At 45.6% G+C, this 21932-nt stretch carries 24 protein-coding genes, 1 riboswitch and 1 other annotated feature; of the genes, 3 read left to right on the plus strand and 21 right to left on the minus strand.

What is annotated here, in order from left to right; genetic code table 11:
* Nucleotides 1-11: 11 nt before the first annotated feature.
* From ACUUJN_RS15995 to ACUUJN_RS16015, 5 genes are all read right to left on the minus strand, one after another.
* Entirely contained in the window at nucleotides 12-671 is a 660-nt protein-coding gene (locus tag ACUUJN_RS15995; RefSeq protein ID WP_068941590.1) for a flagellar brake protein, read from the minus strand.
* 165 nt (nucleotides 672-836) lie between these two features.
* Nucleotides 837-2222, minus strand: coding sequence for a germination protein YpeB (gene ypeB / locus ACUUJN_RS16000; RefSeq protein ID WP_068941588.1), 1386 nt, complete (start codon nucleotides 2220-2222; stop codon nucleotides 837-839).
* Between the two features lie 264 nt (nucleotides 2223-2486).
* Nucleotides 2487-3182, minus strand: a complete 696-nt coding sequence (gene prsW, locus ACUUJN_RS16005) for a glutamic-type intramembrane protease PrsW (protein ID WP_484668702.1) — start codon at nucleotides 3180-3182, stop codon at nucleotides 2487-2489.
* Between the two features lie 89 nt (nucleotides 3183-3271).
* The gene (locus ACUUJN_RS16010) at nucleotides 3272-3886 is read right to left on the minus strand and encodes a genetic competence negative regulator (RefSeq protein ID WP_013310751.1); all 615 of its coding nucleotides are present in this window, start codon (nucleotides 3884-3886) and stop codon (nucleotides 3272-3274) included.
* Nucleotides 3887-4083: 197 nt separating this feature from the next.
* The gene (locus ACUUJN_RS16015) at nucleotides 4084-4461 is read right to left on the minus strand and encodes a hypothetical protein (RefSeq protein WP_023989191.1); all 378 of its coding nucleotides are present in this window, start codon (nucleotides 4459-4461) and stop codon (nucleotides 4084-4086) included.
* 94 nt (nucleotides 4462-4555) lie between these two features.
* On the opposite strand from ACUUJN_RS16015, the gene ACUUJN_RS16020 reads away from it, so the two are divergent.
* Nucleotides 4556-5488, plus strand: a complete 933-nt coding sequence (locus ACUUJN_RS16020; RefSeq protein ID WP_053325677.1) for a polysaccharide deacetylase family protein — start codon at nucleotides 4556-4558, stop codon at nucleotides 5486-5488.
* Nucleotides 5489-5628: 140 nt separating this feature from the next.
* On the opposite strand, the gene ACUUJN_RS16025 is transcribed toward ACUUJN_RS16020, so the two are convergent.
* Nucleotides 5629-5970, minus strand: coding sequence for a hypothetical protein (locus ACUUJN_RS16025; protein ID WP_023989193.1), 342 nt, complete (start codon nucleotides 5968-5970; stop codon nucleotides 5629-5631).
* Entirely contained in the window at nucleotides 5967-6554 is a 588-nt protein-coding gene (locus tag ACUUJN_RS16030; protein ID WP_025723057.1) for a type II CAAX endopeptidase family protein, read from the minus strand. Before ACUUJN_RS16030 ends, ACUUJN_RS16025 begins: the two co-directional genes overlap by 4 nt.
* 185 nt (nucleotides 6555-6739) lie before the next feature.
* Nucleotides 6740-6989: a binding site (T-box leader), on the plus strand.
* Between the two features lie 261 nt (nucleotides 6990-7250).
* Here ACUUJN_RS16030 and serA point away from each other — a divergent pair.
* A complete protein-coding gene (gene serA, locus ACUUJN_RS16035) occupies nucleotides 7251-8843 on the plus strand; it encodes a phosphoglycerate dehydrogenase (protein ID WP_053325678.1) in 1593 nt (530 codons plus the stop codon).
* A 215-nt stretch (nucleotides 8844-9058) separates the two neighbouring features.
* On the opposite strand, the gene ACUUJN_RS16040 is transcribed toward serA, so the two are convergent.
* The 6 genes from ACUUJN_RS16040 to ACUUJN_RS16065 form a co-directional block, all read right to left on the minus strand.
* Nucleotides 9059-10501 carry an ATP-binding protein gene (locus ACUUJN_RS16040; RefSeq protein ID WP_484668703.1) on the minus strand — a complete coding sequence of 481 codons (1443 nt, stop codon included), beginning with the start codon at nucleotides 10499-10501 and terminating at the stop codon, nucleotides 9059-9061.
* A 1-nt stretch (nucleotide 10502) separates the two neighbouring features.
* Nucleotides 10503-11219 carry a response regulator transcription factor gene (locus tag ACUUJN_RS16045; protein ID WP_013310758.1) on the minus strand — a complete coding sequence of 239 codons (717 nt, stop codon included), beginning with the start codon at nucleotides 11217-11219 and terminating at the stop codon, nucleotides 10503-10505.
* 109 nt (nucleotides 11220-11328) lie between these two features.
* Entirely contained in the window at nucleotides 11329-12087 is a 759-nt protein-coding gene (locus ACUUJN_RS16050; protein ID WP_023989197.1) for a pseudouridine synthase, read from the minus strand.
* A 78-nt stretch (nucleotides 12088-12165) separates the two neighbouring features.
* Nucleotides 12166-12696: a spore maturation protein gene (locus ACUUJN_RS16055; RefSeq protein ID WP_023989198.1), complete on the minus strand. Its 531-nt coding sequence runs from the start codon at nucleotides 12694-12696 to the stop codon at nucleotides 12166-12168.
* A gap of 7 nt (nucleotides 12697-12703) precedes the next feature.
* Nucleotides 12704-13447 carry a nucleoside recognition domain-containing protein gene (locus ACUUJN_RS16060; RefSeq protein WP_279832695.1) on the minus strand — a complete coding sequence of 248 codons (744 nt, stop codon included), beginning with the start codon at nucleotides 13445-13447 and terminating at the stop codon, nucleotides 12704-12706.
* Nucleotides 13448-13504: 57 nt separating this feature from the next.
* Nucleotides 13505-14767, minus strand: a complete 1263-nt coding sequence (locus tag ACUUJN_RS16065; protein WP_076295281.1) for a D-alanyl-D-alanine carboxypeptidase family protein — start codon at nucleotides 14765-14767, stop codon at nucleotides 13505-13507.
* A gap of 208 nt (nucleotides 14768-14975) precedes the next feature.
* Between ACUUJN_RS16065 and ACUUJN_RS16070 the strand changes: the two genes are divergently transcribed.
* On the plus strand, nucleotides 14976-15698 hold the full coding sequence (locus ACUUJN_RS16070; protein ID WP_053325680.1) for a protein-glutamine gamma-glutamyltransferase: 723 nt from the start codon (nucleotides 14976-14978) through the stop codon (nucleotides 15696-15698).
* A gap of 91 nt (nucleotides 15699-15789) precedes the next feature.
* Here ACUUJN_RS16070 and ytfJ read toward each other — a convergent pair whose 3' ends face one another.
* From ytfJ to ACUUJN_RS16110, 8 genes are all read right to left on the minus strand, one after another.
* Entirely contained in the window at nucleotides 15790-16281 is a 492-nt protein-coding gene (gene ytfJ, locus ACUUJN_RS16075; RefSeq protein ID WP_023989202.1) for a GerW family sporulation protein, read from the minus strand.
* A 129-nt stretch (nucleotides 16282-16410) separates the two neighbouring features.
* A complete protein-coding gene (locus tag ACUUJN_RS16080) occupies nucleotides 16411-17124 on the minus strand; it encodes a DUF2953 domain-containing protein (RefSeq protein ID WP_071558547.1) in 714 nt (237 codons plus the stop codon).
* A gap of 166 nt (nucleotides 17125-17290) precedes the next feature.
* Nucleotides 17291-17902, minus strand: a complete 612-nt coding sequence (scpB, locus tag ACUUJN_RS16085; RefSeq protein WP_013310766.1) for an SMC-Scp complex subunit ScpB — start codon at nucleotides 17900-17902, stop codon at nucleotides 17291-17293.
* Nucleotides 17871-18665, minus strand: coding sequence for a segregation and condensation protein A (locus tag ACUUJN_RS16090; protein ID WP_034095057.1), 795 nt, complete (start codon nucleotides 18663-18665; stop codon nucleotides 17871-17873). The genes scpB and ACUUJN_RS16090 overlap by 32 nt, the downstream gene beginning before the upstream one ends.
* Before the next feature lie 172 nt (nucleotides 18666-18837).
* A complete protein-coding gene (gene ribH / locus ACUUJN_RS16095; RefSeq protein WP_023989205.1) occupies nucleotides 18838-19302 on the minus strand; it encodes a 6,7-dimethyl-8-ribityllumazine synthase in 465 nt (154 codons plus the stop codon).
* 79 nt (nucleotides 19303-19381) lie between these two features.
* Entirely contained in the window at nucleotides 19382-20065 is a 684-nt protein-coding gene (ribB, locus tag ACUUJN_RS16100) for a 3,4-dihydroxy-2-butanone-4-phosphate synthase (RefSeq protein ID WP_029517303.1), read from the minus strand.
* Nucleotides 20066-20125: 60 nt separating this feature from the next.
* Nucleotides 20126-20791, minus strand: coding sequence for a riboflavin synthase (ribE, locus tag ACUUJN_RS16105; protein WP_053325682.1), 666 nt, complete (start codon nucleotides 20789-20791; stop codon nucleotides 20126-20128).
* Nucleotides 20792-21122: 331 nt separating this feature from the next.
* Nucleotides 21123-21296: riboswitch (FMN riboswitch) on the minus strand.
* Between the two features lie 68 nt (nucleotides 21297-21364).
* Nucleotides 21365-21832, minus strand: coding sequence for an IDEAL domain-containing protein (locus ACUUJN_RS16110; RefSeq protein WP_013310772.1), 468 nt, complete (start codon nucleotides 21830-21832; stop codon nucleotides 21365-21367).
* Nucleotides 21833-21932: the final 100 nt, after the last annotated feature.

A 21932-nucleotide genomic window follows, 5' to 3' on the forward strand; every position in this document is an offset into this window, starting at 1 on the left:
ATTTCGGATGATTAAGATTTTTCCCGGAATTCCAGCTGCCGTTCAAAACAATATTTAATCAGTTTTTGGCGCTCCTGATCAGCAATTTTCTCATATTTCAGCATAATGAGTCTGCGCCCGTTTTCCATCTGCTGAATACGTACAATTTCAGATTGGAACGGAACATGCTCTTGAGTTCCGTTTTTATAAGGGACCAAAATCCAGCAAGATAATGATTCTCCTTCTTCAAGATGATGAGTTCCCTGGGTCTGAAAAGAAACGCCTCCGCCTCCCACATCATGTGTCTCTGCTACAAATCTGGACTCGTTCTCAACATGCTTTACCGCAATTTCCAAGTTGGCCTTAACCCGAAGAAAGTTTCGGCGCTGAATTTTGCTGATGCTGTCTGGAGCAGGTTTGTGGATGCGAACCATCCGGAGGATATCCTCTTTAAAACCCGTAACGTGGGTATTGAAATAATTTTTAATACCTCCCTCGCTCATAAAAAATATAGACAGTTCTTCCCCTAGAAACAATTTTTTCAAATGCCCACTTGTTTGTGACATAGGAATTTCAATTAGAAAGTTCTGTGACTCCTCTTCCGCAATACGAGACTTAAATTCAAAAATCTCGTCCTTATGGTCAGTACCAGCCACTTGTATGTATAACACATCATTAATTTTGGGAAACAAATGATCCACCATCCTTGTCCATTAAAAGCTCTAATTAAGGTATATAATACCACGACTTTATGCCTATATTAAGCATTATATTTGTTCGATCTATGACTAAAGCACAAAAAACCTCCTTCATGAAGGAGGTTTAGAGTGACTATTGATTCATTTTCATGTAATCAACTACGCATTACTTGCAGTAACCTGAGGTTCATCTGAATCTTTAACCTCTTCAATCGTTTCTTCCATCCCTGTATTGGCGTTAATGTATATCCGGTAAACGGAACCATTGATTTTACCACCAAATTCATAACACAGAACTTCATTCGAAAGTTCATTTTCAATTAAGGCTTTACGGTGGTAAGTTTCACGAAACTCAGGATTCAATTTTGCTCGTGCTGCATTCAAATCCAATTTCGCTTGCGGAATGTGGCGGAGATGACTATGCTCATACACATAATCACTGGATTGAAAACCGATCACTTGTCCGTTATCAAGGCCTGATCTGACTGTGATTTTTTCTGGATAGATAATCACGTCCCCTTGTTGGCTCGCAAATGTAATGTTAGCTAAATTCCCGCTTTCATCATACGCAACTGGCTTCATTCCTTTGTAACCTTTTTGTTCAAGGTATTCACTAGCATAGCGAATCGCTTCATTACGTGTTGCTTTTTTAGGACCTACTGCCCTCATGTCATGATAAGAAATAAGCTTGCCGCCTTTTTTCGTGAAATCCATACTGGCCACGGGTTGCTTCTTATTTAGCAGGGTAGCTGTATAAGATGCCCATTCCGTTCCTTTACCGTTTTCTTGTACACGAATCTGGCTTTCTGGTTTTCCTGTAAACTGGGCAGCATTCCGCTTAATTTGCGCCGCATCCACGACCGGGAGATTCAATTTTTTCACTGAGCGCTTGTCATAGATACTTGCTACAGAAGGTCCCCAATCCAGTTCCTTGTAGCCCTCCACCTTTTTGTCCACCGTCTTGAAGCCATCAACAATGGTGTTATCCTTTGGACCCGTTTGGGAGCCTGGGGCAGCTTCCACATCCGTCCATCGCAAGTTTTTGCTAAGAACTTTTTGCCGGACTTCATGCATATTTTTCGAAATTTCTCTGGAATTTTTATATAACGTTTTTAGATTGGATATTTCTTTCTCATTCAAAGGCTCGTGATCCAGATCACGTACGGCAGTCTGATACGAAAATGTAGATACATGTGACAGCAAATCCTTGGCATGGTTAAACGGCATTACATTGAGAGGCAACTGATTGACCTCATTTTGGGCCTCACTTGTAATTCTCCACACGTTCATCAAACACTTGCGATGCATCGCGTGTGAAGTATTATGGACAGCAACCGCATTACCAAGTTGGGAATGCAATTGATCCATATGAAACGACAAATCATGAAACGCACGCTGATATTGATTTTCCGCTTTAATCGACATGCTTTTTGCCTGAAGAGACACCTCTTTTCTCATCTGGCTTTCCCGATAACCCCACACAAATGCTCCTATCATGAGCAGGGCAACAATCGGGAACAATACCGAACTAAGTCGCTTATACATATTGGGAGTCTCCTTTCTTCAATTACACTACCGATAGTGTGACAAGAAGAAAGCTCTCTTATGCATGCTTTTCCATGACTTCAACAATAAACTCACAGTTATCGCAAATGCAGCGTTTAAAGCCGGTCTGAATCTGTCCTTGCTCTATACGTCCTCTCAGCACAAAACGTTCCCCGCATCTTTTACAATGAATTCTTACTTTTATACGCAAAAAAAAGACACCTCTTTCTCTAACAGGTTGTCAGATCAGTGTGTCCCATTTCGTTACATATTAACCTTTTCTTCCCGCTTTAACAAGCGAAAAGGAGAACGGTTATTGGCTCGACTAATCTTCGCCATTCCCCCATACCATAGAAATGCCATCAGTGGAATGATAAACCAGATCCAGTCATGCGAAAATTTCGTCAAAATCAAATCGTATACTCCGTGCCAGAACCATGGAAGCACCAATGACAGCAACAACATGTATTTGCTCCTCAAGCCCTTTGAAAACTTGGCCTTCCCTATGTAGTAGCCCATCATTACGCCAAACATCGCATGACCGGATACCGGTAGCAATGATCGCATCAGCATCATGCTAATCGAAGCATGCCCCGCCCAGGCATATAACAGATTTTCAACCGTTGCAAATCCGAGTGAGACTGCGGCTGCATACAAAATACCATCATAAGGCTCGTCGAACTCGGTATGATTATAGATGATGTGATACAACAGAAACCATTTAAAAAACTCTTCCACTCCGGCTGAAATGCCAAATACCTGGATTAACGTGTGATCCCCTAGCCAAAGCAGCAGCCCGCGTTGAAAAATCATGACAGGAAGAACCACCAAAAAGCCGAGCAAAAACACTTTAATAACCATGTGCAGTGGCTCCGAATCATACCTGTCCTTCAAGTAAAAATACATCAATAAGGCGAGACCCGGCGCTGTGGCTGCCGCTAAAACCGAAAACAGAAGCACCGATCATCATCCCTCCATAAAAATGAGTCGGCCCTGCTTTCAGCGCAGAGCCGACAAATTCACTTCGATATCACTTTCAATAAAACGAATCAAGAACGGCTGTCAAAATGAGTGCAGATGACAGCAACTGCCTGTTCAGGAATGACCAGCTTGCCGTATTCTTCCAACATAGCTGGTGTAACGGATGAGCCTTCTCCAAATTCAGCAAGAACCGCGATTAAAGCCGCAAGCTTGGACTCCTCTACTTCTTCTGGTTCCAAATGCAGAATCCATTTTCCTCTATAATGATACAGCTTACCTGCTTCCGTAGTGTTGCTACGAAGCATATGAGCCGCTTCTATGAGAACTTCGAAATCGCTAAACGCGTAAACGATGGAATCGCTATGCTCCAGCGTGACTTCCATTTCGTAGACTTCTTCTGGAAGCTCCTCATCGGGACCCGAACCATACTGTTGATGGTCATATTTTCCCCGGGTGACGATAACAACCATTCCTTGAGCAGGAAGCGCAAAGACTTCGACAGCTAACGGTCCCGTGGCGTCGAAGCCCAGTTCACTGTATGCCTGATCCATCATTTCGGTAAACAGCTCATGAACTCTTGGAATTTCTTGCCACATATCGTCTTTTTGAATACCGCGTTCGCTCAAATCGTCAAAGGTAAGGAAAATCCGTATCTTGTCCTGACTTAATCTTTCTATTTTCATACTGGACCCTCCTCCTGGCAGCCGAGTGTTATTAACAGATTATGATGCAATTATGATGCCTGTGATGAAAATGGTTCTATGTAATCATGTTATCATTTTATAATCGTAAATGCACGCAATAAAAAGATAAAAAAAAGAATCATTTGAACGGCTTTTACAAAAAAGCCGCAAAATGATTCGGAATAAAGGTTTCTGGGTTACAATCCCGGTACGGCTGTATGAGTTTCTTTCAAAATTTGCTCGACCTCACGTTTAACATCGGGACTTGTGCTGATGAAGTCTTTAATCAACTTCATATTCTCTTCTTTGTTCTTGGCAGTATGGGCGTTATGAGCGGTTTTATCTGTTTGTAAATGATGGTCTTGATCCTTATGGGTGTCTTCTTTATTGAGCGTTATCTCGCCCATTCCGGGGAATGCCGCGTCCATCATTTTAGTACGGGCTTTCTGCACTAAATTGCCGCCTTTTTTTCCACCCATGTCCATAGATAAGCCCAACATGTTGCGGTTGCGGGAGATCAAAGAGCTTGCGACAGCGCCCAAGACGATTCCCAGGAAAAATGAAGATGTTTTCACAATTAGAACCTCCCTTTGTGGTAGAATCAAGCATAGTGTTCGTCAGTAGTGACAAACTCATACGGTATAAAATACAGGAAGGTGAGATGAAATAATGGGTACAAAAACAGCAGCCATTTTGTTCACCGCATGTCTGCTGCTTAGTGCTTGCACTGCAACCAAGCCGGAATCTGCGGCAACAAGCAACCAGCAGGATTCGGCAGCGTCTGACTCAAGTAACAGCGCTAAAGATCAGAGCAACGTCTCTTCCCCAAAAAGCAGCAGTAAGCAAGCAGGCAGTGATGATCATAACTCAGCGGGTAAAACCAATGCACAAAATGATAAAACCAGCGAAAGCAACGAAACAGGAGCTGCGACATCTGCAACATCTGCAACTACCAATAACAAAATGTATCACTTGGATAAAGCCTACAATGTAATCCCTAACCAACAAGGTACCGAAAAAAAAGTCGTGTTACTGACCTTTGATGATGGTCCTAAGGAAGCAGCCATGATTAACAAAATCATAGATGTACTGGACAAACACAAAGCGAAAGCAATTTTCTTCGTAAACGGTTACCGTGTAAAAGAGCATCCTGAGTTGCTCAAGCTTATCCATGACCGTGGGCAGCCCATCGGCAACCATAGCTGGGATCACATCGTGCTGAAGAATAAATCTGAGCCCGAGGTCAAAAAACAGATTGAAACAGTACAAAAAGCTGTTAAGGACATTACAGGACAAGCCCCAGTATTCTTCCGTCCCCCTCATGGTGCAGGCGGAGACGTAGGTCGCAAGGTCGCTAAGGAAAACGGTCTCCTATACATGACATGGTCCGTCGGTTCTCTGGACTGGACAATGAAAAAGAATCAGCCTAATAAAACGGAGGCACTCCTCAAAAACGTAACAGAACAACTTCATCCAGGCAGCAATATTTTGATGCATGAACTGCCATGGACAGCTGAGGCGCTGGACAGTATATTGACGCGTCTTGAGCAAAAGGGTTACCAATTTGTCGATCCGCAAGGCATTGAGGTTCCTGCCAGCTAATAGACACTTGCGTATACTCCGGATTAACTATAGATGATGCAATAAAGGCCTCCATTCTCCGCTATTCATGCGGAGATGGAGGCCTTTACCGTATCATTACGCGCCTTGACCTAAGCACAGACGTCCATAATAACTTTATATTACCAAAGCATTTCACTGATGGGTGGTGCACCCTTGATGCCCCACCACAGTAACGCTGCAGTAATCAGCACAAAAAGAGTGCTCAAAAAATTTAAAAACCACTTACTTACCCGAATACGGCGGGAAGGAAACATTTCCGCCCGCGTTCGATACTCACTGGCAGGAGTGTCATTCTCCATCGTCACAGCAACTTCTGGTGCAGCGGCAACGTGAGCCAATTCTGGCACGGGCCGTGAAGCACGGGAGCGAACTGGTTTAGATTTTGACCTGTCCTCCTCCTTGCCTTTGCGACCATTTCGACGGCTACCATAGGTCTGCACTCTGCTAAGTTCCTGATTCATTCTTCATACCTCCGAAAACGTAACGCTAAACCAGATATAAGGTCAATCACAAAATGACAAATGATCGGTGCCCACAGACTACCGGTCTGCACATATATGTAGCCCAATCCATAACTGCTAAGAAAAACCCAGCCAGTGGGAATCCAATGCCGTAAATATCGGATATGAATCACCGCAAACAAAATGCTTGTCCAATAAGGACCAAAGCTGTACTGAATCGCACCTCTGAACAAGAGTTCCTCACAGATGGAGACGATAGCTGCTATACAAATAATATGCCAAACCGGACGATTTTGAAACAGCATTTGGTTAATACCACCGTCATCCATAGCATCCTCAGGCATAATCCGGGATAGCAACAGATCCACAAGTAACATAGCGGCGGCCAAGCCCAATCCCCACCATAAGACGTGCAGAGTGTTCGGCAATGCAAATAGTTCTAACACATTTCTTTTCTGAAAAATAATCCAGATTGCGCCAATCAGCAGGGTCAGACCCTGAGTTAGATACAAATTGTAAAGCAGCAAGCGGTCATTCAATTCATGAATTTGCGCTCTTTTCCATTTCACTTTAAGCTTTTTCATAGTTAGTTAGTCCTCTGCATAGTCTTCTTTAGCATCATAGCCAAAAAGTCGGACGGATTCAAGAAGACTTAAATCTTAATTTTCCGCATTCTGTAGCTATATATCTAGCCGGCTATCCACACATGTCGCATGTCCTATTGACATGCCCATGTAAGCCATGATACATTATGAAAAAATTATTAGCGACAACAACAATGATGGAGAAAAGGTATTGATTTCGTCCTCAGAGAACCGGTGCTTGGGTGGAAGCCGGTGACGAAGTAACTACTTTCAGCGCTCCTGAGTTATTGCACCGAGGTCTGGGGAATATTTCCCGGCATTAGATGCAATCGGCAGAAAACCGTTATCCTTTCGGTCATTTTATGACCGCTGAAGGCAGTCCATTGCGAAATGGCTGCGAATTAGGGTGGTACCACGATAACTCTCGTCCCTTACTATGGAGATAGTATGTGATTCGGGAGTTTTTTTGATGCCCGAAAACCGCAAAGTGTCTCCGCATAAGACTTTTGGTCGTTAGTTTGGTGCATAATGCTATTCCATCCCTTTTCTGCGTCAATGCGTTATCACACTAGTATTTCACACCGCTCTCCTGTACTTTTAGAAGCATTTCAAGTTTTTTCATGTTCTTTATGGAATGTATTTCAGTTTGAAGTACATCCTGTCCATAAAAGAAGTTAACTTTGAGGAGGAAACCAAATGTTTAAAGTGTTAGTATCCGATCCGATCAGTGACCTGGGCATCCAGCAACTGATGGATGCAGACGATGTCACAGTGGACAAGAACACAGGTCTCAGCGAGGATGAATTGGTTCAAATTATTGGTGACTATGACGCGTTACTCGTTCGAAGCCAAACTCGGGTAACCGAACGAATCATGACGGCAGGTAAGAACCTCAAGGTTGTAGGGCGAGCTGGGGTCGGAGTGGACAATATCGACCTTGAAGCAGCAACACAGCGCGGGATTATCGTTATTAACGCTCCTGACGGCAACACGATTACGACATGTGAGCACACTTTTGCGATGATGATGGCTCTAGCACGTCATATTCCACAGGCGTATGCCAAAACCATTGGCGGTACATGGGATCGTAAAACATTCCTCGGTGTCGAACTGCGTAACAAAACACTTGGAGTCCTCGGCATGGGACGTATCGGCAGTGAGGTGGCTAAACGTGCCAAAGCATTTGGCATGAGTATCCTCGGCTATGATCCATTTCTAACGGAAGAACGCGCTGAGAAGCTGGGCATTAAGCTGGCGAGCGTGGACGAAATTATCCGCAACGCAGATTTTATGACCGTACACACACCATTAACACCGGAAACGAAACATATGATTGCTCGTCCACAGTTTGAAGTGATGAAAAAAGGAATGCGCATCATCAACTGTGCCCGGGGCGGAGTTATCGATGAAATGGCTCTTGTTGAAGCCATTGATGAAGGTATCGTTGCCGGTGCAGCCTTTGACGTATTCGAATCAGAGCCGCCAGCACAGGATCACCCATTCCTGAGTCATCCGAAAATTATCGTCACACCACATCTGGGTGCCTCAACTGTCGAAGCTCAGGAGAATGTAGCTATCGATGTGTCCGAGCAAGTGCTGCATATTTTGCGTGATGAGCCTTTTAAAAATGCGGTCAACATGCCTCCAGTACCATCCAACGTCATGACGCAATTGCAGCCATATTTCTCGCTTGGAGAGAAGCTGGGTAGCTTTGCCGCTCAGATCACGAATCAGGCTGTACGTGAAATTCAGGTAGATTACGCTGGTGATTTGTCCTCTGTGGATACACAGCCGCTGACACGTTATATTTTGAAAGGTGTACTTAGCCGTCATCTGGGCAGCGATGTGAACATTGTAAACTCTGTACATTTGGCCAAAACACGTGACATCCATCTTGTCATGTCTCAGGCGCCCGCTACCAAGGGATTTACCAACCTGATTACCGTTACACTCAAAACCCAGAGCGGCGAAGAGCAACGTGTATCTGGCACCCTGCTGGCAGGCTATGGCGAACGTATTGTTCGGTTGAACCAGTTCCCAGTAGATGTGGCACCGGAAGCTCATTTCCTGCTCATCTCCCACAATGATAAACCAGGCATTATCGGTCGTGTCGGCACCTTGCTTGGGGAGAACGGCGTCAATATCGCTTCCATGCAAGTAGGGCGTAAAATTGTCGGCGGAGAAGCCATCATGATCTTGACCGTCGATAAAGCCGTGCCTAAAGATGTGCTGGTTCAACTCGTTGGTTTGCCAGAACTAAATACTGCCCAAGAAGTAGTGCTAGATTAGTTCCAGACAGTATTGAGAAGTCCAAGGTTTATAATAAAGAGAGGCGCCTGGCTACCCAGGCGTCTTTTTCTTATACCGTTATCTATCATGAGAGCAATTATCTTGAAACAGGATGTTCCACGTTGAACAAGATAAATGTTGATTTTTCAACAAAAAGCACCCTCTTCCGAGGATGCCTGCAAACCGGGGTATATCAGTTGGGGCTTATAAGCCTGTTACAGACCCAGCTTTGTTTTGTTGGAGATCGGCAGCAAAATAGTAAATTTCGTCCCTTCCCCCAATGCGCTGGCAGCAGAGACAGAGCCTCCGTGAGCCTCTACAATATTCTTGACAATAGCAAGCCCCAAACCAGTCCCTTTATCCTCACCACGTACTCTGGCCTTATCTGCCTTGTAGAAGCGGTCGAAAATATAAGGTAGATCCTCGCTGGCAATGCCTACACCTTCATCCTTAATCCGAATACGGATTAACTCATGCCGTTCTCCCAAAATTCGATCCGCCGCAATAGTAACCTTTTTCCCGCCGGGTGTATGTCTGAATGCATTATCCAGCAAATTGGTCAATACCTGCTCCAGTCGGTCTTCATCTGCCTCAGGCAGCAGCAAACGTTGGCCTTGCTCATGGTAATCGAGTGTCAGTCCCTGTTCCTTCGAACGTACCGTAAATTTACGATGAACACGCTCGATCAGCTCATTCACATCCACTTCCTGTCGGTGCATGTCTGTATGACCAGCCTCCATTCGGGCCAGATCAAGCAGATCTTTGACTAATCTTCCCATGCGTAATGATTCATCATGGATGACCTGTACCAGCTCCTCGGATTCTTCAGGTGAACCCGCCATACCATCCAGCAACGCCTCGCTGTAGCCCTGCATCATAGATAAAGGTGTACGGATTTCATGAGAGACGTTGGCCACAAAATCACTCCGCATCTTCTCAAGCTTCACTTCTTCCGTAATATCTCTAAGCACAGCTACTGCACCGCGGATTGCATTATCCGTATACAGAGGCGCCATCTGCACCGACCAGGAGCCCTTCTTGACATGGATATAGTCTCCGACATCCTCTCCCCTGTCCATAACGGTATGGAACAGAGACTGCAAAGGCTCAGGTACAGAAGCTCCAAACTCCTCCAGATCACGCTCCTGCCACTCCAGCTTTTTCCAGATATCCAACAGACTTTGTGCCGGCGGATTCGTCAAGATGATTTGTCCGCTTCTGTCGAAGGTGATTACTGCATCAGACATGCTTCGCAGTACACTGGATAAATGGTTTTTTTCCTCATTCAGACTGCGGATCATTGCTTCCAGTTCCGTAGACATATGATTAAAAGTTTTCGCCAGTTCTCCAATTTCATCACTGGTCACCAGCGAAAGCCGAGTATCATACCTTCCCTCACGAATCGCATTCGCCGCCTGAATCAACAGCTGCATAGGCTGTGTGATTTTAGTAAAAAGGAATAGGGCAAAAAAGGTCGTCAATAAAAATCCGACAATGCATGTATAGGTGAACAAATGCTTGATTTCCGTCGATTCATACGCCGCAAAATTTCTGTTGATGTACGGCAATAAAAAAAGCCCTAGAAAAATAAGCACAGAGCCTACAAGACAAATGATGGTGATCCACAGCTTGCCTACCAGCGATCTCCAGAAGTTCACGTTATTTTGGAACCTCCAGCTTATAACCTACGCCCCACACGGTCGTAATCATAGCCGCTGCCTCTGGCGATACCTTATTCAGCTTTTCACGAAGCCGTTTCACATGCGTATCCACAGTGCGCAGATCACCAAAAAATTCGTAATTCCAAACGTCTTTCAGCAGTTCTTCGCGCGAGAAGACTTTATCTGGTGACACCGCCAAATAATGCAACAGCTCGTACTCTTTAGGCGTGAGACTGATTTCAATTCCACCCGCAGTTACCCGGTGCGCATCATGCTCAATGATAAGATTCGGAAAAACAATACTATTGCTTGGTACCGCCTCTTTCGTTAAAAAGGCAGTTTCCGACGAACGGCGTAAAATCGCCTTCACCCGGTAAATGACTTCTCGCGGGCTAAAGGGCTTAACCACATAATCATCGGCTCCGACTTCAAAGCCTTGTACACGGTTCACTTCCTCGCCTTTGGCAGTCAGCATAATCACAGGTGTAGCTTTGGTCTGACGCAGCCGTGTACATACCTCAATTCCATCCATCCCCGGAAGCATTACATCGAGCAAAATAATGCTGTAATCGCTTGCAGTCGCTTTTTGGAGGGCAATCTCACCATCCTCAGCTTCGTCAATTACATATCCTTCTTTTTCCAGATACATCCGCAGAAGGCGGCGAATGCGTTCTTCATCGTCTACAATTAATATGCGGTTGCTTTGTTCTGACATATTCCCAGCCCCTTCGCTAAAAAAAGCATTCTCTCTATTTTACTATTTTCCTGTGCTTGGTCAAACTTTACTCTCATCCAACAGTCTCTTTACACCAAAAAGGCCGGGGTTATGACCCCCGTCCTGTCCGTTTCTTTTTCGTGTTGTCTGATTTGGCAAGTTGAATGAGACGGTTGATTTCGTCCTTAGTTAGGGGTCTGGTCAGACCGCGCTTCAAGTTTTGTAGCAAAAGATCTCCGAAGGCAATCCGCTTGAGTCTGATGACTGGGTGTGAAATGGCCTCAAACATCCGTCTTACCTGGCGATTTCTGCCTTCATAAATGGTAATCTGGATCACAGACTCCTTACCATTCGGATCTACATCTTTATATTCTACCTCGGCTGGTGCAGTAATGCCATCTTCCAGCACGATTCCTTTTTTCAGCTTGTCCAGCTCAGTACCATGCGGAACGCCTTTGACTGTTGCCACATATGTCTTGGGCACATGATGCTTGGGATGAGTGAGCAGATTGGCGAACTCGCCATCATTGGTAAGCAACAGCAGTCCTTCGGTGTCGTAATCGAGACGTCCTACCGGATATACGCGTTCCTTAACGCCTTTCAGATAGTCTGACACAATTTTACGGCCTTCCGGATCGGAAGCACTCGTAATAACTCCTTTAGGTTTGTTCATCATCAGATAGATTTTTTTCTCGGTTTTGATCGGGCGTCCCTTTACCGTAATCATATCTTGATCAGGGTCTGCCTTCGTTCCCAGTTCAGTTACGACAACCCCGTTCACTTCCACGCTGCCCGCCTGAATAAGCTCCTCACATTTACGTCTGGAAGCTACACCAGCTTGGGCCAATATTTTCTGCAATCTTTCCATGTTCGCTAATTCACCTCATGCTAATGATACCCATCCATGAGCAAAATCACAACCCCCGTTCAAAAAACGATACAGAAATTAAAATATAAGCAGGCAAATCGCAATAGCTGCCACAAAACCAACCACATCTGAAAATAGTCCTACCTTCAAAGCATACCGTCCATTGCGGATACCTACGGCACCAAAATATACAGTTAGCACATACAGCGTCGTGTCTGTGCTGCCCTGAATCGTTGAAGCGATCCGACCGATCATGGAATCCGGGCCATAGGTGCGAATTAGATCCGTCGTGAACGCAAGTGAACCAGTGCCCGTTAATGGACGAAGCAAGCCTAAAGGCAATACCTCGCCCGGTACACCCCAGTGTTTAATCCATGGCGTTACCCAGGAGATCAAATAGTCCAGGGCGCCGGATGCTCGAAAAATGCTAATCGCCACCATCATGCCTACGAGATGAGGAATAATGCTGATGGCGGTAGAAAAGCCGTCTTTAGCTCCATCCACAAAAGAATCGTAGACAGGCACCTTTTTGGCATATGCATATAAAGGAATAAAAGCGAGAATAACCGGGATAGCCCAAGTTGATACGAGGTTAATAAAATAAAGCATGCCTCCCTCATCCTTTCCAAGTGGTGTCCCTGCCCTTGGCAGCCGTGATTCCCGTTCGCGGAACGGCAGGTGAAGATATGGACGACGTTGTTGAAGAGGCAGCAGATGTTGATGCTTGTGAGGTGAGTGGCGCCAAGGATGTCTGGGACGGCGGAATCGCTGGAGGACGTCGGCGCAATTCTCGACTACGGTACCAACGGTCCGCCGCAATTGCGGCAAAGGTGGCTATTGCGGTCGCTACCAGTGTTGTACCGACGATTTCTGCCGGATGTGCGGAATGAAAATTAAGCCGTATCGCGATCAACGTCGTAGGAATAAGCGTAATACTGGCTGTATTCAGGGCGAGCAGCGTACACATGGCTGGTGTGGCGGTTTGCTTATCTGGATTGAGCGTCTGCAACTCTTGCATCGCCTTGATTCCCATCGGTGTGGCTGCATTCCCCAGACCCAGCAGATTGGCGCTCATATTGGACAAAATGTAACCCATAGCGGGATGATTACGCGGAACATCAGGGAAGAGAAAGGCAACCAAAGGAGAAAGCAGCTTGGATATTTTCTGTAAGAGCCCGCCATCTTCAGCCAGCCTCATCATGCCCATCCAAAACACCAGCACACTTATCAGTCCAAAGCACACTGTAACCCCCGTAGTTGCCCCGTCAAAAGCCGCTTTCGTCACCACCTCAATATTTCCCTGCGCGGCAGCAAATACAAATCCAATACAAATCAAAGCCACCCATATGAGATGAATCATGGCTGATTCCTCCTTTACCCAATGATGTGACACGTGCAGCTCTATTTCCTGCTTGCCCTAGGCTCCAAACAAATTTTTAAGAATTTCGTTCCATCTGCTCGTCCAACCTCGTTGCTGAGTATTGTTCGCAGGATCTTGTGCAGTTGGAGCCTCCTGCTGTGGCCGTACGGTACTTTGAGCTGGCAGCTTACTCCCTTTTTCATACACAGGAACGGAACCAATAAGTTCACCATCCAATAGGAATTCGACCCGTCCTCGTAAGCCAAAAGATATGTCCGCTCTGTCTACAGAGGCGGAATTTTTATACAACACTAGTCTTTTGTGCAACTGGGTCTTCTCACTATCATGTAAAGGATATGCAAAGCTTGTACCTGTTAATAGTGGGTAACCATCGATAGGTTGCTGCTTGTCTGTAATCGGAATGAGCGGATAATATCGAAATCCGTAATCAAGCATATGGGCATGATCGTTCCAATCGTCCCCGTCATTCAAGGTAACAGCAGCGAGCTGGCGACCGTCCCGTGTGGCTGAACTGACCAGACAGCGAAATGCTTTTTTGGTAAAGCCTGTTTTCACCCCGTCAGCTCCCTCATACAGCCGCAGCATTTTGTTTTTGTTGTGCCATGAGTAGTCCCAAGAATCGTTGGGATTCGGTGCTTTTTTCAGTTCTGTTTTTACGATACGGGCAAAAGTTGGATTATGCAGCGCATAAGCAGTAAGCCGGGCCATATCATTGGCTGAGGAATAATGTCCCTCGGCATCCAGCCCGTGCGGATTAGCAAAATGTGTATGGCTTAGCCCAAGCTGAACCGCCTTGTCATTCATCAAATGGACAAATCCCTCTTCTGTCCCCCCCACATGCTCAGCAATGGCAGAAGCGGCATCATTACCAGAACGGAGCATTAAGCCGTACAGCATATTTTCCAGCGACATTTGTTCACCCATTTGCAGAAAAAGCGAGGAACCTTCTTTTGCATACGCCGTTGGACTCACCTTTACCCGGTCCTGCAAGCTTCCATGTTCAATGGCCACGATCGCTGTCATAATTTTGGTCAGGCTGGCAATACGTAGCTCCCGGTCACCCTCGGTAGAATAAATGATTCTTCCTGATGTGACATCAATTAAAGAAGCAGCCTGTGCATGGGTTCCTAATGCGGGCGGTGCTGCTTCTGTTTTTATCGCTCCCCGAACGGGCTGCGGACTTAGCAACGTAAGCGGCAATGACGAAATAAGCAGAAGTACCAGCGGCAAAACAAATGCGCGTGCCTTATTCAAGAAATGGCTGTGGTCCGCGTGGATGTGTTGCTTTTTTTTAAACATTTGGATTCCTCCGGTTTTGAGCAAGTCTTGTACCATTCTATGTCCAAGCTGTTCAAAGTATGTCCACCTTTATAACAGAAAATTCCTTTACAGGACAGCCATTAGCTGCTCCTTTTTCGCTTTCTTTCTACACAAACTAAGCAACATCCCTCCCTGAATACATATATATTAGTTACTAAACGTTAAATATGGATCGAGGGGTTATAACATGCAGCGACTACAGTTTGAAATGATTTTAAGATCACGGATTGTAGAGTCCGCAGAAGCATTACACCGTAGTGGTGTATCCTTTGCCACATTTTCTACCGCACGTTGCAACCAGCAATTTTGGGATTTAACGGAAAAAGGTGGCTTTCAGATCAAAGCAGGTGTCACACCGGCACAGGGGATCAGAGATATCTTTTTAAACGGACATCAATACGCTTTTGAATGTGCAACAGCTATGGTTATTGTGCTGTACAAAGGAGTGCTGGATTCCATTTTGGAAAGTGAGTTTAATCGGATTTTTGCAGATATGCTGCTGTATGACTGGCACTATGACAGCGACCTCAGACTCATACAGCAGCAAGGAAGTCATAAAGCGGCTCCCGGCGATATTCTGTATTTCAACAATCCGGATGTGTCGTCTGAAACATTGGAATGGAAAGGAGAAAATGTCGTTAAGCTGAAGGAAGACTTGTTTTATGGACATGGGATTGGCATCTTGCCGGCGAAGGGTATTATCGATTCCCTAAATCAACATCGTCGACCGGAAGCCACGGTATCTGCTTATTTGACGGATGAAGTGATCTATCCGGACTTCATCTACCTATCCCAGTTTGCTGCCGAAGGAAATCGAAAAAATGAAATCTCGCTGCATACTTTGTATCAACAGGAATACAGTCACCATATACATGCTGTCATTGGGGGAAGGCAGTATATTCGGGGATAGGGCCAAGTACAAGCAGAAAAGAAGGTATTCCTTAGCCTATACTCGGCTTTGGGATACCTTCCTGAGAGAACGCTTTTAATTTCAATAACTTTTACAAGTAAGCCGGGCCAGAATTACTGTGATCCGTAGCAACATCTACAGGTACCTGTGGGGGTGGAGTCTGCAAGTTGCCGCCTGCGTTCTGGAAGATAGACTGAACCTTATCAATCAGGTATGGCGTGGAGTCAATGAGCTTCTCAATCAGATGCGTTTGATTGTCCAATGGAACGATTTGTGCCCCCTGTTTGCCAACAACCAGAAAAGCAATGGGATGAATAGATACACCACCACCGCTACCGCCTCCAAAAGGATGCCCTTCCTTCCCGCTATGATTACCCGACGCCGAGGAAGTATGAAGTGCCTCTTCGTCTACGTTAAAATCACTTCCTCCGGCAGCGAAACCAAATCCTACCTTACTGATTGGCAAAATAACGGAACCATCGGGTGTTTCCACTGCGTCTCCTACAATCGTATTCACATCTACCATGGCTTTGATGTTTTCCATTGCGGTTTGCATGAGCCCTTGAATCGGGTGATCTGACATGATTTATTCCTCCTCTGCTTATCTCAAGCGTAGACTGCCTTTTCTTTCGCTATTGTGCGCAGGGGTTCAAGGAAATATGTATGTCATTCGATAGTTCAGAAAGGATTGAGTTTCACCTCTCTCCACAGTTTATCTTTCACTGTTAGCTTGAACATCCTCGGTTTTTTTGGAAAAAACCCGTTTCCACGCCTCCGGTCCACCCGGAACGCGCCATATGCGGTAAGCTAACATAAGCATAGAGAAAATCAAATAACCAAGCGACATATTTGCTTCACAGGTCAAGGTGGTAGTAAAACGTAAGCGATCCACCCAATAGGGCACGACAAACAGCTTCGGGATACAGTCCACACGTACAAAGCTGGTAGCAAAACCGATCAAGGTCGTTTTCAATCCCCATAAAATACCGGTTGAGGTAGCTGTATAAGCCGCATCAGCAAGACTTATATTGGTAGACCATTCCATTTTGGACAACGTCACATGCGCCAAGGTATGTCGCAACCATCGATGTAAGGATTTCGTTCCCTTGAGCAAAACCCGTATATCATGTATAAATTGCTTTATTTTTTCTGTATCAATATTTCCGCTATCCACGGAAGCATCCGTTTTATGTATGTTTTTATTGCGGTCAAGCCGATAGAGAAGCCCTTTTTTTAAACCTGTTATGAGAATGGCCGGAATATCGTAATTCATTTTAATCATCCCGTATAGAAATCTGATCTCTAGATGCGCCCGATCATCATTGTCATGTTTGGCAATATCCAGCTTCAATCGAATACGAGAGAGCAGAATAGCCAGCACAAGTAATATAACGACGATGATGGCGATACTGATCCATTTCCACACTGGCGAGTCCTCCCTACCTTTTTGCTATAGATATCATGGCAAAAATAGTATGACCGTTCGCCGGAAAATCATGCATCTTAAAATACCAACAGCCAGCCCCCAACTACGTGAGGACTGGCTGTCTGTTTGAGCTTTACATAAGTGAGCCGCAAGATCCGGAGCAACTTTATTGGGATTCAAGATCTAGATCGTTGGCCGCAGGCTGGCTGCTCTCCAGACGCTCGAACAATAATTGAGTCTCTTCCTCCAAATTGTCCGAATCCTCGAACAACTCCGGTTGCGGTAGATCTGCCAAAGAGCCCAGACCGAAATAATCCAAAAATGATTTCGTCGTTCCGTACAATATTGGCCGTCCGATGGCTTCAGCTCGACCTTTCTCTTCAATGAGCTCCTTGTTGACCAGTGTATGTATGGCCCGCTCGGATTTGACACCCCGAATCTCTTCGATTTCAACTCTTGTAATGGGCTGGCGGTAGGCAACAATGGCCAGCGTCTCCAAAGCAGCTTGAGACAGTGAGGCACGTGCCGGAGAGTATGCGAGCTTTTCAAAGTAAGGTGCATGTTCGGATAAAGTTGCAAGCTGATAATGACCGGCAATACGGACAAGTTGCAAGCCCCTTCCCCCCTGCTCCATGTCCTGCTTCATATCTTCCAAGCACTGTTCAACCAGCTCTTGCTGCTGCTCTACAATGTCGGCGATCTGCTTGGTGGACAACCCTTCCTCTCCTGCGAGAAACAGCAGTCCCTCAATAATTGATTTCAGCTTCAGATAATCCATTAACCCGTAAATCCCCTCTCCACTCCATTACAATATCATCGAAAAGCTTCTCCTGATAACAGAAAATTTGCTTCATTTTCATCAGTTCAAGGATAGCCAAAAAGGTCACAACCACCTCATGCCGATACATATCCTCATGCATCAGCTTGGAGAACAGTAGCCGTCCTCCGTTCCCCAGCATCTCTAACGCCCCGATAACTTGCCGGATACGGTCCTTAACTGAAATTTCGTCTCGATGAACACGGGTTACCGTCGTACGTCGTTCTGCTTTGCGCAAAGCACGCTGAAAGGCCGCGACCAAATCGCTTGCATGCAGCCCATGCACCGGATTTGCGGGTTCAGTGGGCAGGAATGCGCTTAGATCTTCTGGCTCCTTGCCATAAATTAGACTCCGCTCCCACTCACGTTCACTTAGATGGCGAGCAATCCCTTTATATTTACGATACTCCACCAGCTTGCGGACCAGTTCCTCACGTGGATCATAATCCTCTTCCTCATAAAAATCCAAATCGTCATATTCCATCACAGGTGGCTTGGGAAGCAACAATTTACTCTTAATAGATAAGAGCGTCGCCGCCATCACTAGAAACTCGCTCGTAATGTCCAGTTCCAGCTCCTGCATACTGTGCAAAAAAGCCATATACTGATCAGTAATATCGCTAATCGGGATATCCTGAATGTCGATCTCGGCTTTATCAATCAGATGCAACAGTAGATCCAGCGGACCCTCGAATGTTTCCAGCTTGTAGTTTACGACTGTCAATGTGCTTCCCCCTGCCTTACTCCAATCATCATTCAACAATACCTTTCCCTATAGCACTTATGCTCTACGTTATCAATCCCTCTTTCTGTAGTATATACGTCATCGCCTTGCTTAACAATCCAATCCCTTTTCACCTTGCAGTTTATACCGTTCTATTCAGCTATTCCTATAATTAAAATTGCTTGCCGAGATTGGCCATTTCAATCGCAGCCAATGCAGAATCCCAACCTTTATTACCAGCCTTCGTACCTGCTCGTTCAATAGCCTGTTCAATGTTTTCTGTCGTCACTACCCCAAAAATAACAGGCACTCCCGTTTTCAGGCTGCTTGCTGCCACACCCTTGGCCACTTCATTGCAGACGATATCATAATGTGAAGTAGAACCACGGATGACCGTACCCAGCGTAATTACGGCATCATATTTGCCGCTTGCAGCCATTTTTTGTGCAATCAGTGAAATTTCAAATGCACCCGGAACCCAGGCTACATCAATTTCATCTTCCTGCGCACCATGTCGTTGAAGGGCGTCAATTGCGCCGCTTAACAGCTTGCTCGTAATAAACTCATTAAATCTGCCCACCACAATACCATATTTTAAACCGTTCGATACGAGATTACCTTCTAGAAAACGTGCCATGTTTAATCAACCTCTCATAGTTTAATTATTTAGGGACTTCGGATAATACTTCAGATTTACTTGGAACCGAGATGTATTTTTACAATGACAAACGACGACGGTAGTCCACCAAATGCTGAATACTGATCAGTTTCAATTGATGTCGCTTGGCGACCACTGCCAGATCAGGCAGGCGGGCCATTGAGCCATCTTCCTTTATAATTTCGCAAATGACCCCAGCAGGCTTGAAGCCACTGAGTCGGGCCAGATCAACAGCCGCTTCAGTGTGACCAGCACGCTGCAAGACACCACCATCGCGAGCAATCAGCGGGAACATGTGACCAGGCTTGCGGAAATCACTTCCTGTGACTGCTTCGTCTGCCAAGGCGCGTACAGTCAAGGAGCGCTCGGCCGCTGAAATACCCGTTGTTGTCTCCATATGATCTACCGATACCGTAAAGGCAGTACCGTGGAAATCTGTATTTTGCTCTACCATAGGATGCAATTCCAAAGCCTCAGCTCTTTGTCGTGTGATTGGCACACAGACCAACCCGCGACCTTCTGTAATCATGAAATTAATGACCTCAGGCGACGCTTTTTCAGCCAAAGCGATAAAATCGCCTTCATTTTCGCGCTGTTCATCATCCACTACAATAACGACTTTACCGTTTTTTAAATCCTCCAACGCTTCTTCGATGGAATCCAAACGAATCTCTTCGTCATGTTCCAACTCGCCATGCTCTATGACGTTCGCCATTGCACTTGTTTGGCTACCTCTATCCATAACACTTTCCTCCTTATGTCTTGTGCCACGAATGCTCCTAAACAGGCTTACCATTCAATATCAGGCAAAGCCGTGTTTCGCCAAATAGTCCAAACTGAGAGGAGCTTCTTCTACTCTCTCCGCCTCCGCTGCACCTCTGTAATTTAAAAGCTGTTCTACATATTTGCCCAAAATATCACATTCGATATTGACGGTATCCCCCTCACGTTTGGCTTGTAAGGCCGTTTCGGATAAAGTGTGGGGAATAATAGATACGGCAAAGGTATCTCCCGTACGCTGTGCGACTGTGAGGCTGATACCATCAATTGTGATTGACCCTTTGAGTAGAATATATTTAAATAATGTTTGATTTTTAGGCTCAACTTCGAACACAACTGCATTCTGGTCTGATGTCACCCCTCGAATCGTTCCCGTCCCGTCCACATGTCCTTGCACGATGTGTCCTCCGAACCTTCCACTCGCCGTCATCGCTCGCTCCAGATTGACTCGGCTGCCGGATCTCAACTCTTTCAGATTAGTGCTGCGAAAGGTTTCCGGCATCACATCAACCTTAAAGTCTTTCGAACCAATCCGTATCGCGGTCAGGCAAACGCCATTCACCGAGACACTGTCTCCTATCTTCAAATCGCCCAACACCACGGAACCCGAAATCCCCAGCACCATCGCTTCACCGCTTTTGGAAATAGTTTGAATGCGACCCACTTCCTCAACTAATCCGGTAAACATGCCTTCACTCCTTTCCACTACATTTCAGTTTATCCCTAATTCATCAGCTATAAGCGCAAAAAACCCCCAGTTCGGATTCAATCCGTCATGGGGGTGATGAGAGTCACATTTGTAGTATACAAGCGCAGTTCATATGCATCTTAAGACGACATGAAATCATAGGTTTGCCAATAGAAAGCATGACTGAGGATACAACCAAATACGCTCAGAACACCCATCAAAAAGAAAGCTTAAGCAAGCTATCGCCCGATGCTGTCCTACAACGAAATAAGCCGTACGCACAATTGGGTATGCTAAAAATCGGCACATGTCACGTCATGCACATGCGCTTCGTATCCTTCTCCCATCCAGACTATACTGTCGGTCCCGGATTTGCACCAGGTCCACCTTCTGCCGATCATTCAGCATCCGGGTCACGGACTAAGCCATGCTGTTTCTCACAAAAACGATCCACAAACATGTCATCACCGCCGGTGGGGAATTTCGCCCCGCCCCGAAGGATCTTGCTCTTATTTAATTGAATTAACATTAAACTTGTTACGTATATTAGCACCGACTTCTAAAAAAAGCAAGTTATCTAATAGAAGCGCCTGCTTTGGTTTTGACATATTGGCTGGAGAGTTCTTCAAACCAGGTTTTATCATTCATATGAAGCGCCAAGTCAATCAGATCGGCCAGCTCCTCGACTCCCAACTCTGTTGCATGATCAAAGGTAATTACGGCTGAAGCAACAGGTCCCCGCCCTTCCTCAGAACATGCCTCATAATCCAGTCGCACATCAACATGTCCGTCAATAAACTCGCATTTCAGAAAATAAATAATTTCACACATTAAAATGGGGCGTACTTGTGTTTCTAACACGCAATCCATCACCTTGGCAGAATAATGCTGGTTCGTCAGTGTGAATTTGTGTTCTGTCGCTGCCAGCGAGGCCCGTCCAAAATCGTCCGTAAACTTTAGTTCTACTGGCTTGATGTTCATAACCTTAGGGATCTGCTTCTTTATAATTTCGATTATTTCAACTGTATTCAGCTTAATCATTACCTGCACCTCATTGCATCTTAAAATTCAGAAGAAAACTTTTTAACGTGCCTCTTATAGGCCTCCACTCCTATATCGGAAATCATTACCTGTTTTTTTA

The organism is Paenibacillus sp. LRG-1, from assembly GCF_057220305.1.

What these genes read in the sequence shown, in the direction of transcription:
- ypeB (WP_068941588.1), bottom strand. Translation starts at nt 2,222, where the DNA reads ATGTATAAGCGACTTAGTTCGGTATTGTTCCCGATTGTTGCCCTGCTC.
- ACUUJN_RS16010 (WP_013310751.1), bottom strand. Translation starts at nt 3,886, where the DNA reads ATGAAAATAGAAAGATTAAGTCAGGACAAGATACGGATTTTCCTTACC.
- ACUUJN_RS16020 (WP_053325677.1), top strand. Translation starts at nt 4,556, where the DNA reads ATGGGTACAAAAACAGCAGCCATTTTGTTCACCGCATGTCTGCTGCTT.
- ACUUJN_RS16025 (WP_023989193.1), bottom strand. Translation starts at nt 5,970, where the DNA reads ATGAATCAGGAACTTAGCAGAGTGCAGACCTATGGTAGCCGTCGAAAT.
- ACUUJN_RS16030 (WP_025723057.1), bottom strand. Translation starts at nt 6,554, where the DNA reads ATGAAAAAGCTTAAAGTGAAATGGAAAAGAGCGCAAATTCATGAATTG.
- serA (WP_053325678.1), top strand. Translation starts at nt 7,251, where the DNA reads ATGTTTAAAGTGTTAGTATCCGATCCGATCAGTGACCTGGGCATCCAG.
- ACUUJN_RS16045 (WP_013310758.1), bottom strand. Translation starts at nt 11,219, where the DNA reads ATGTCAGAACAAAGCAACCGCATATTAATTGTAGACGATGAAGAACGC.
- ACUUJN_RS16050 (WP_023989197.1), bottom strand. Translation starts at nt 12,087, where the DNA reads ATGGAAAGATTGCAGAAAATATTGGCCCAAGCTGGTGTAGCTTCCAGA.
- ACUUJN_RS16055 (WP_023989198.1), bottom strand. Translation starts at nt 12,696, where the DNA reads ATGCTTTATTTTATTAACCTCGTATCAACTTGGGCTATCCCGGTTATT.
- ACUUJN_RS16060 (WP_279832695.1), bottom strand. Translation starts at nt 13,447, where the DNA reads ATGATTCATCTCATATGGGTGGCTTTGATTTGTATTGGATTTGTATTT.
- ACUUJN_RS16065 (WP_076295281.1), bottom strand. Translation starts at nt 14,767, where the DNA reads ATGTTTAAAAAAAAGCAACACATCCACGCGGACCACAGCCATTTCTTG.
- ACUUJN_RS16070 (WP_053325680.1), top strand. Translation starts at nt 14,976, where the DNA reads ATGCAGCGACTACAGTTTGAAATGATTTTAAGATCACGGATTGTAGAG.
- ytfJ (WP_023989202.1), bottom strand. Translation starts at nt 16,281, where the DNA reads ATGTCAGATCACCCGATTCAAGGGCTCATGCAAACCGCAATGGAAAAC.
- scpB (WP_013310766.1), bottom strand. Translation starts at nt 17,902, where the DNA reads ATGGATTATCTGAAGCTGAAATCAATTATTGAGGGACTGCTGTTTCTC.
- ribH (WP_023989205.1), bottom strand. Translation starts at nt 19,302, where the DNA reads ATGGCACGTTTTCTAGAAGGTAATCTCGTATCGAACGGTTTAAAATAT.
- ribB (WP_029517303.1), bottom strand. Translation starts at nt 20,065, where the DNA reads ATGGATAGAGGTAGCCAAACAAGTGCAATGGCGAACGTCATAGAGCAT.
- ribE (WP_053325682.1), bottom strand. Translation starts at nt 20,791, where the DNA reads ATGTTTACCGGATTAGTTGAGGAAGTGGGTCGCATTCAAACTATTTCC.
- ACUUJN_RS16110 (WP_013310772.1), bottom strand. Translation starts at nt 21,832, where the DNA reads ATGATTAAGCTGAATACAGTTGAAATAATCGAAATTATAAAGAAGCAG.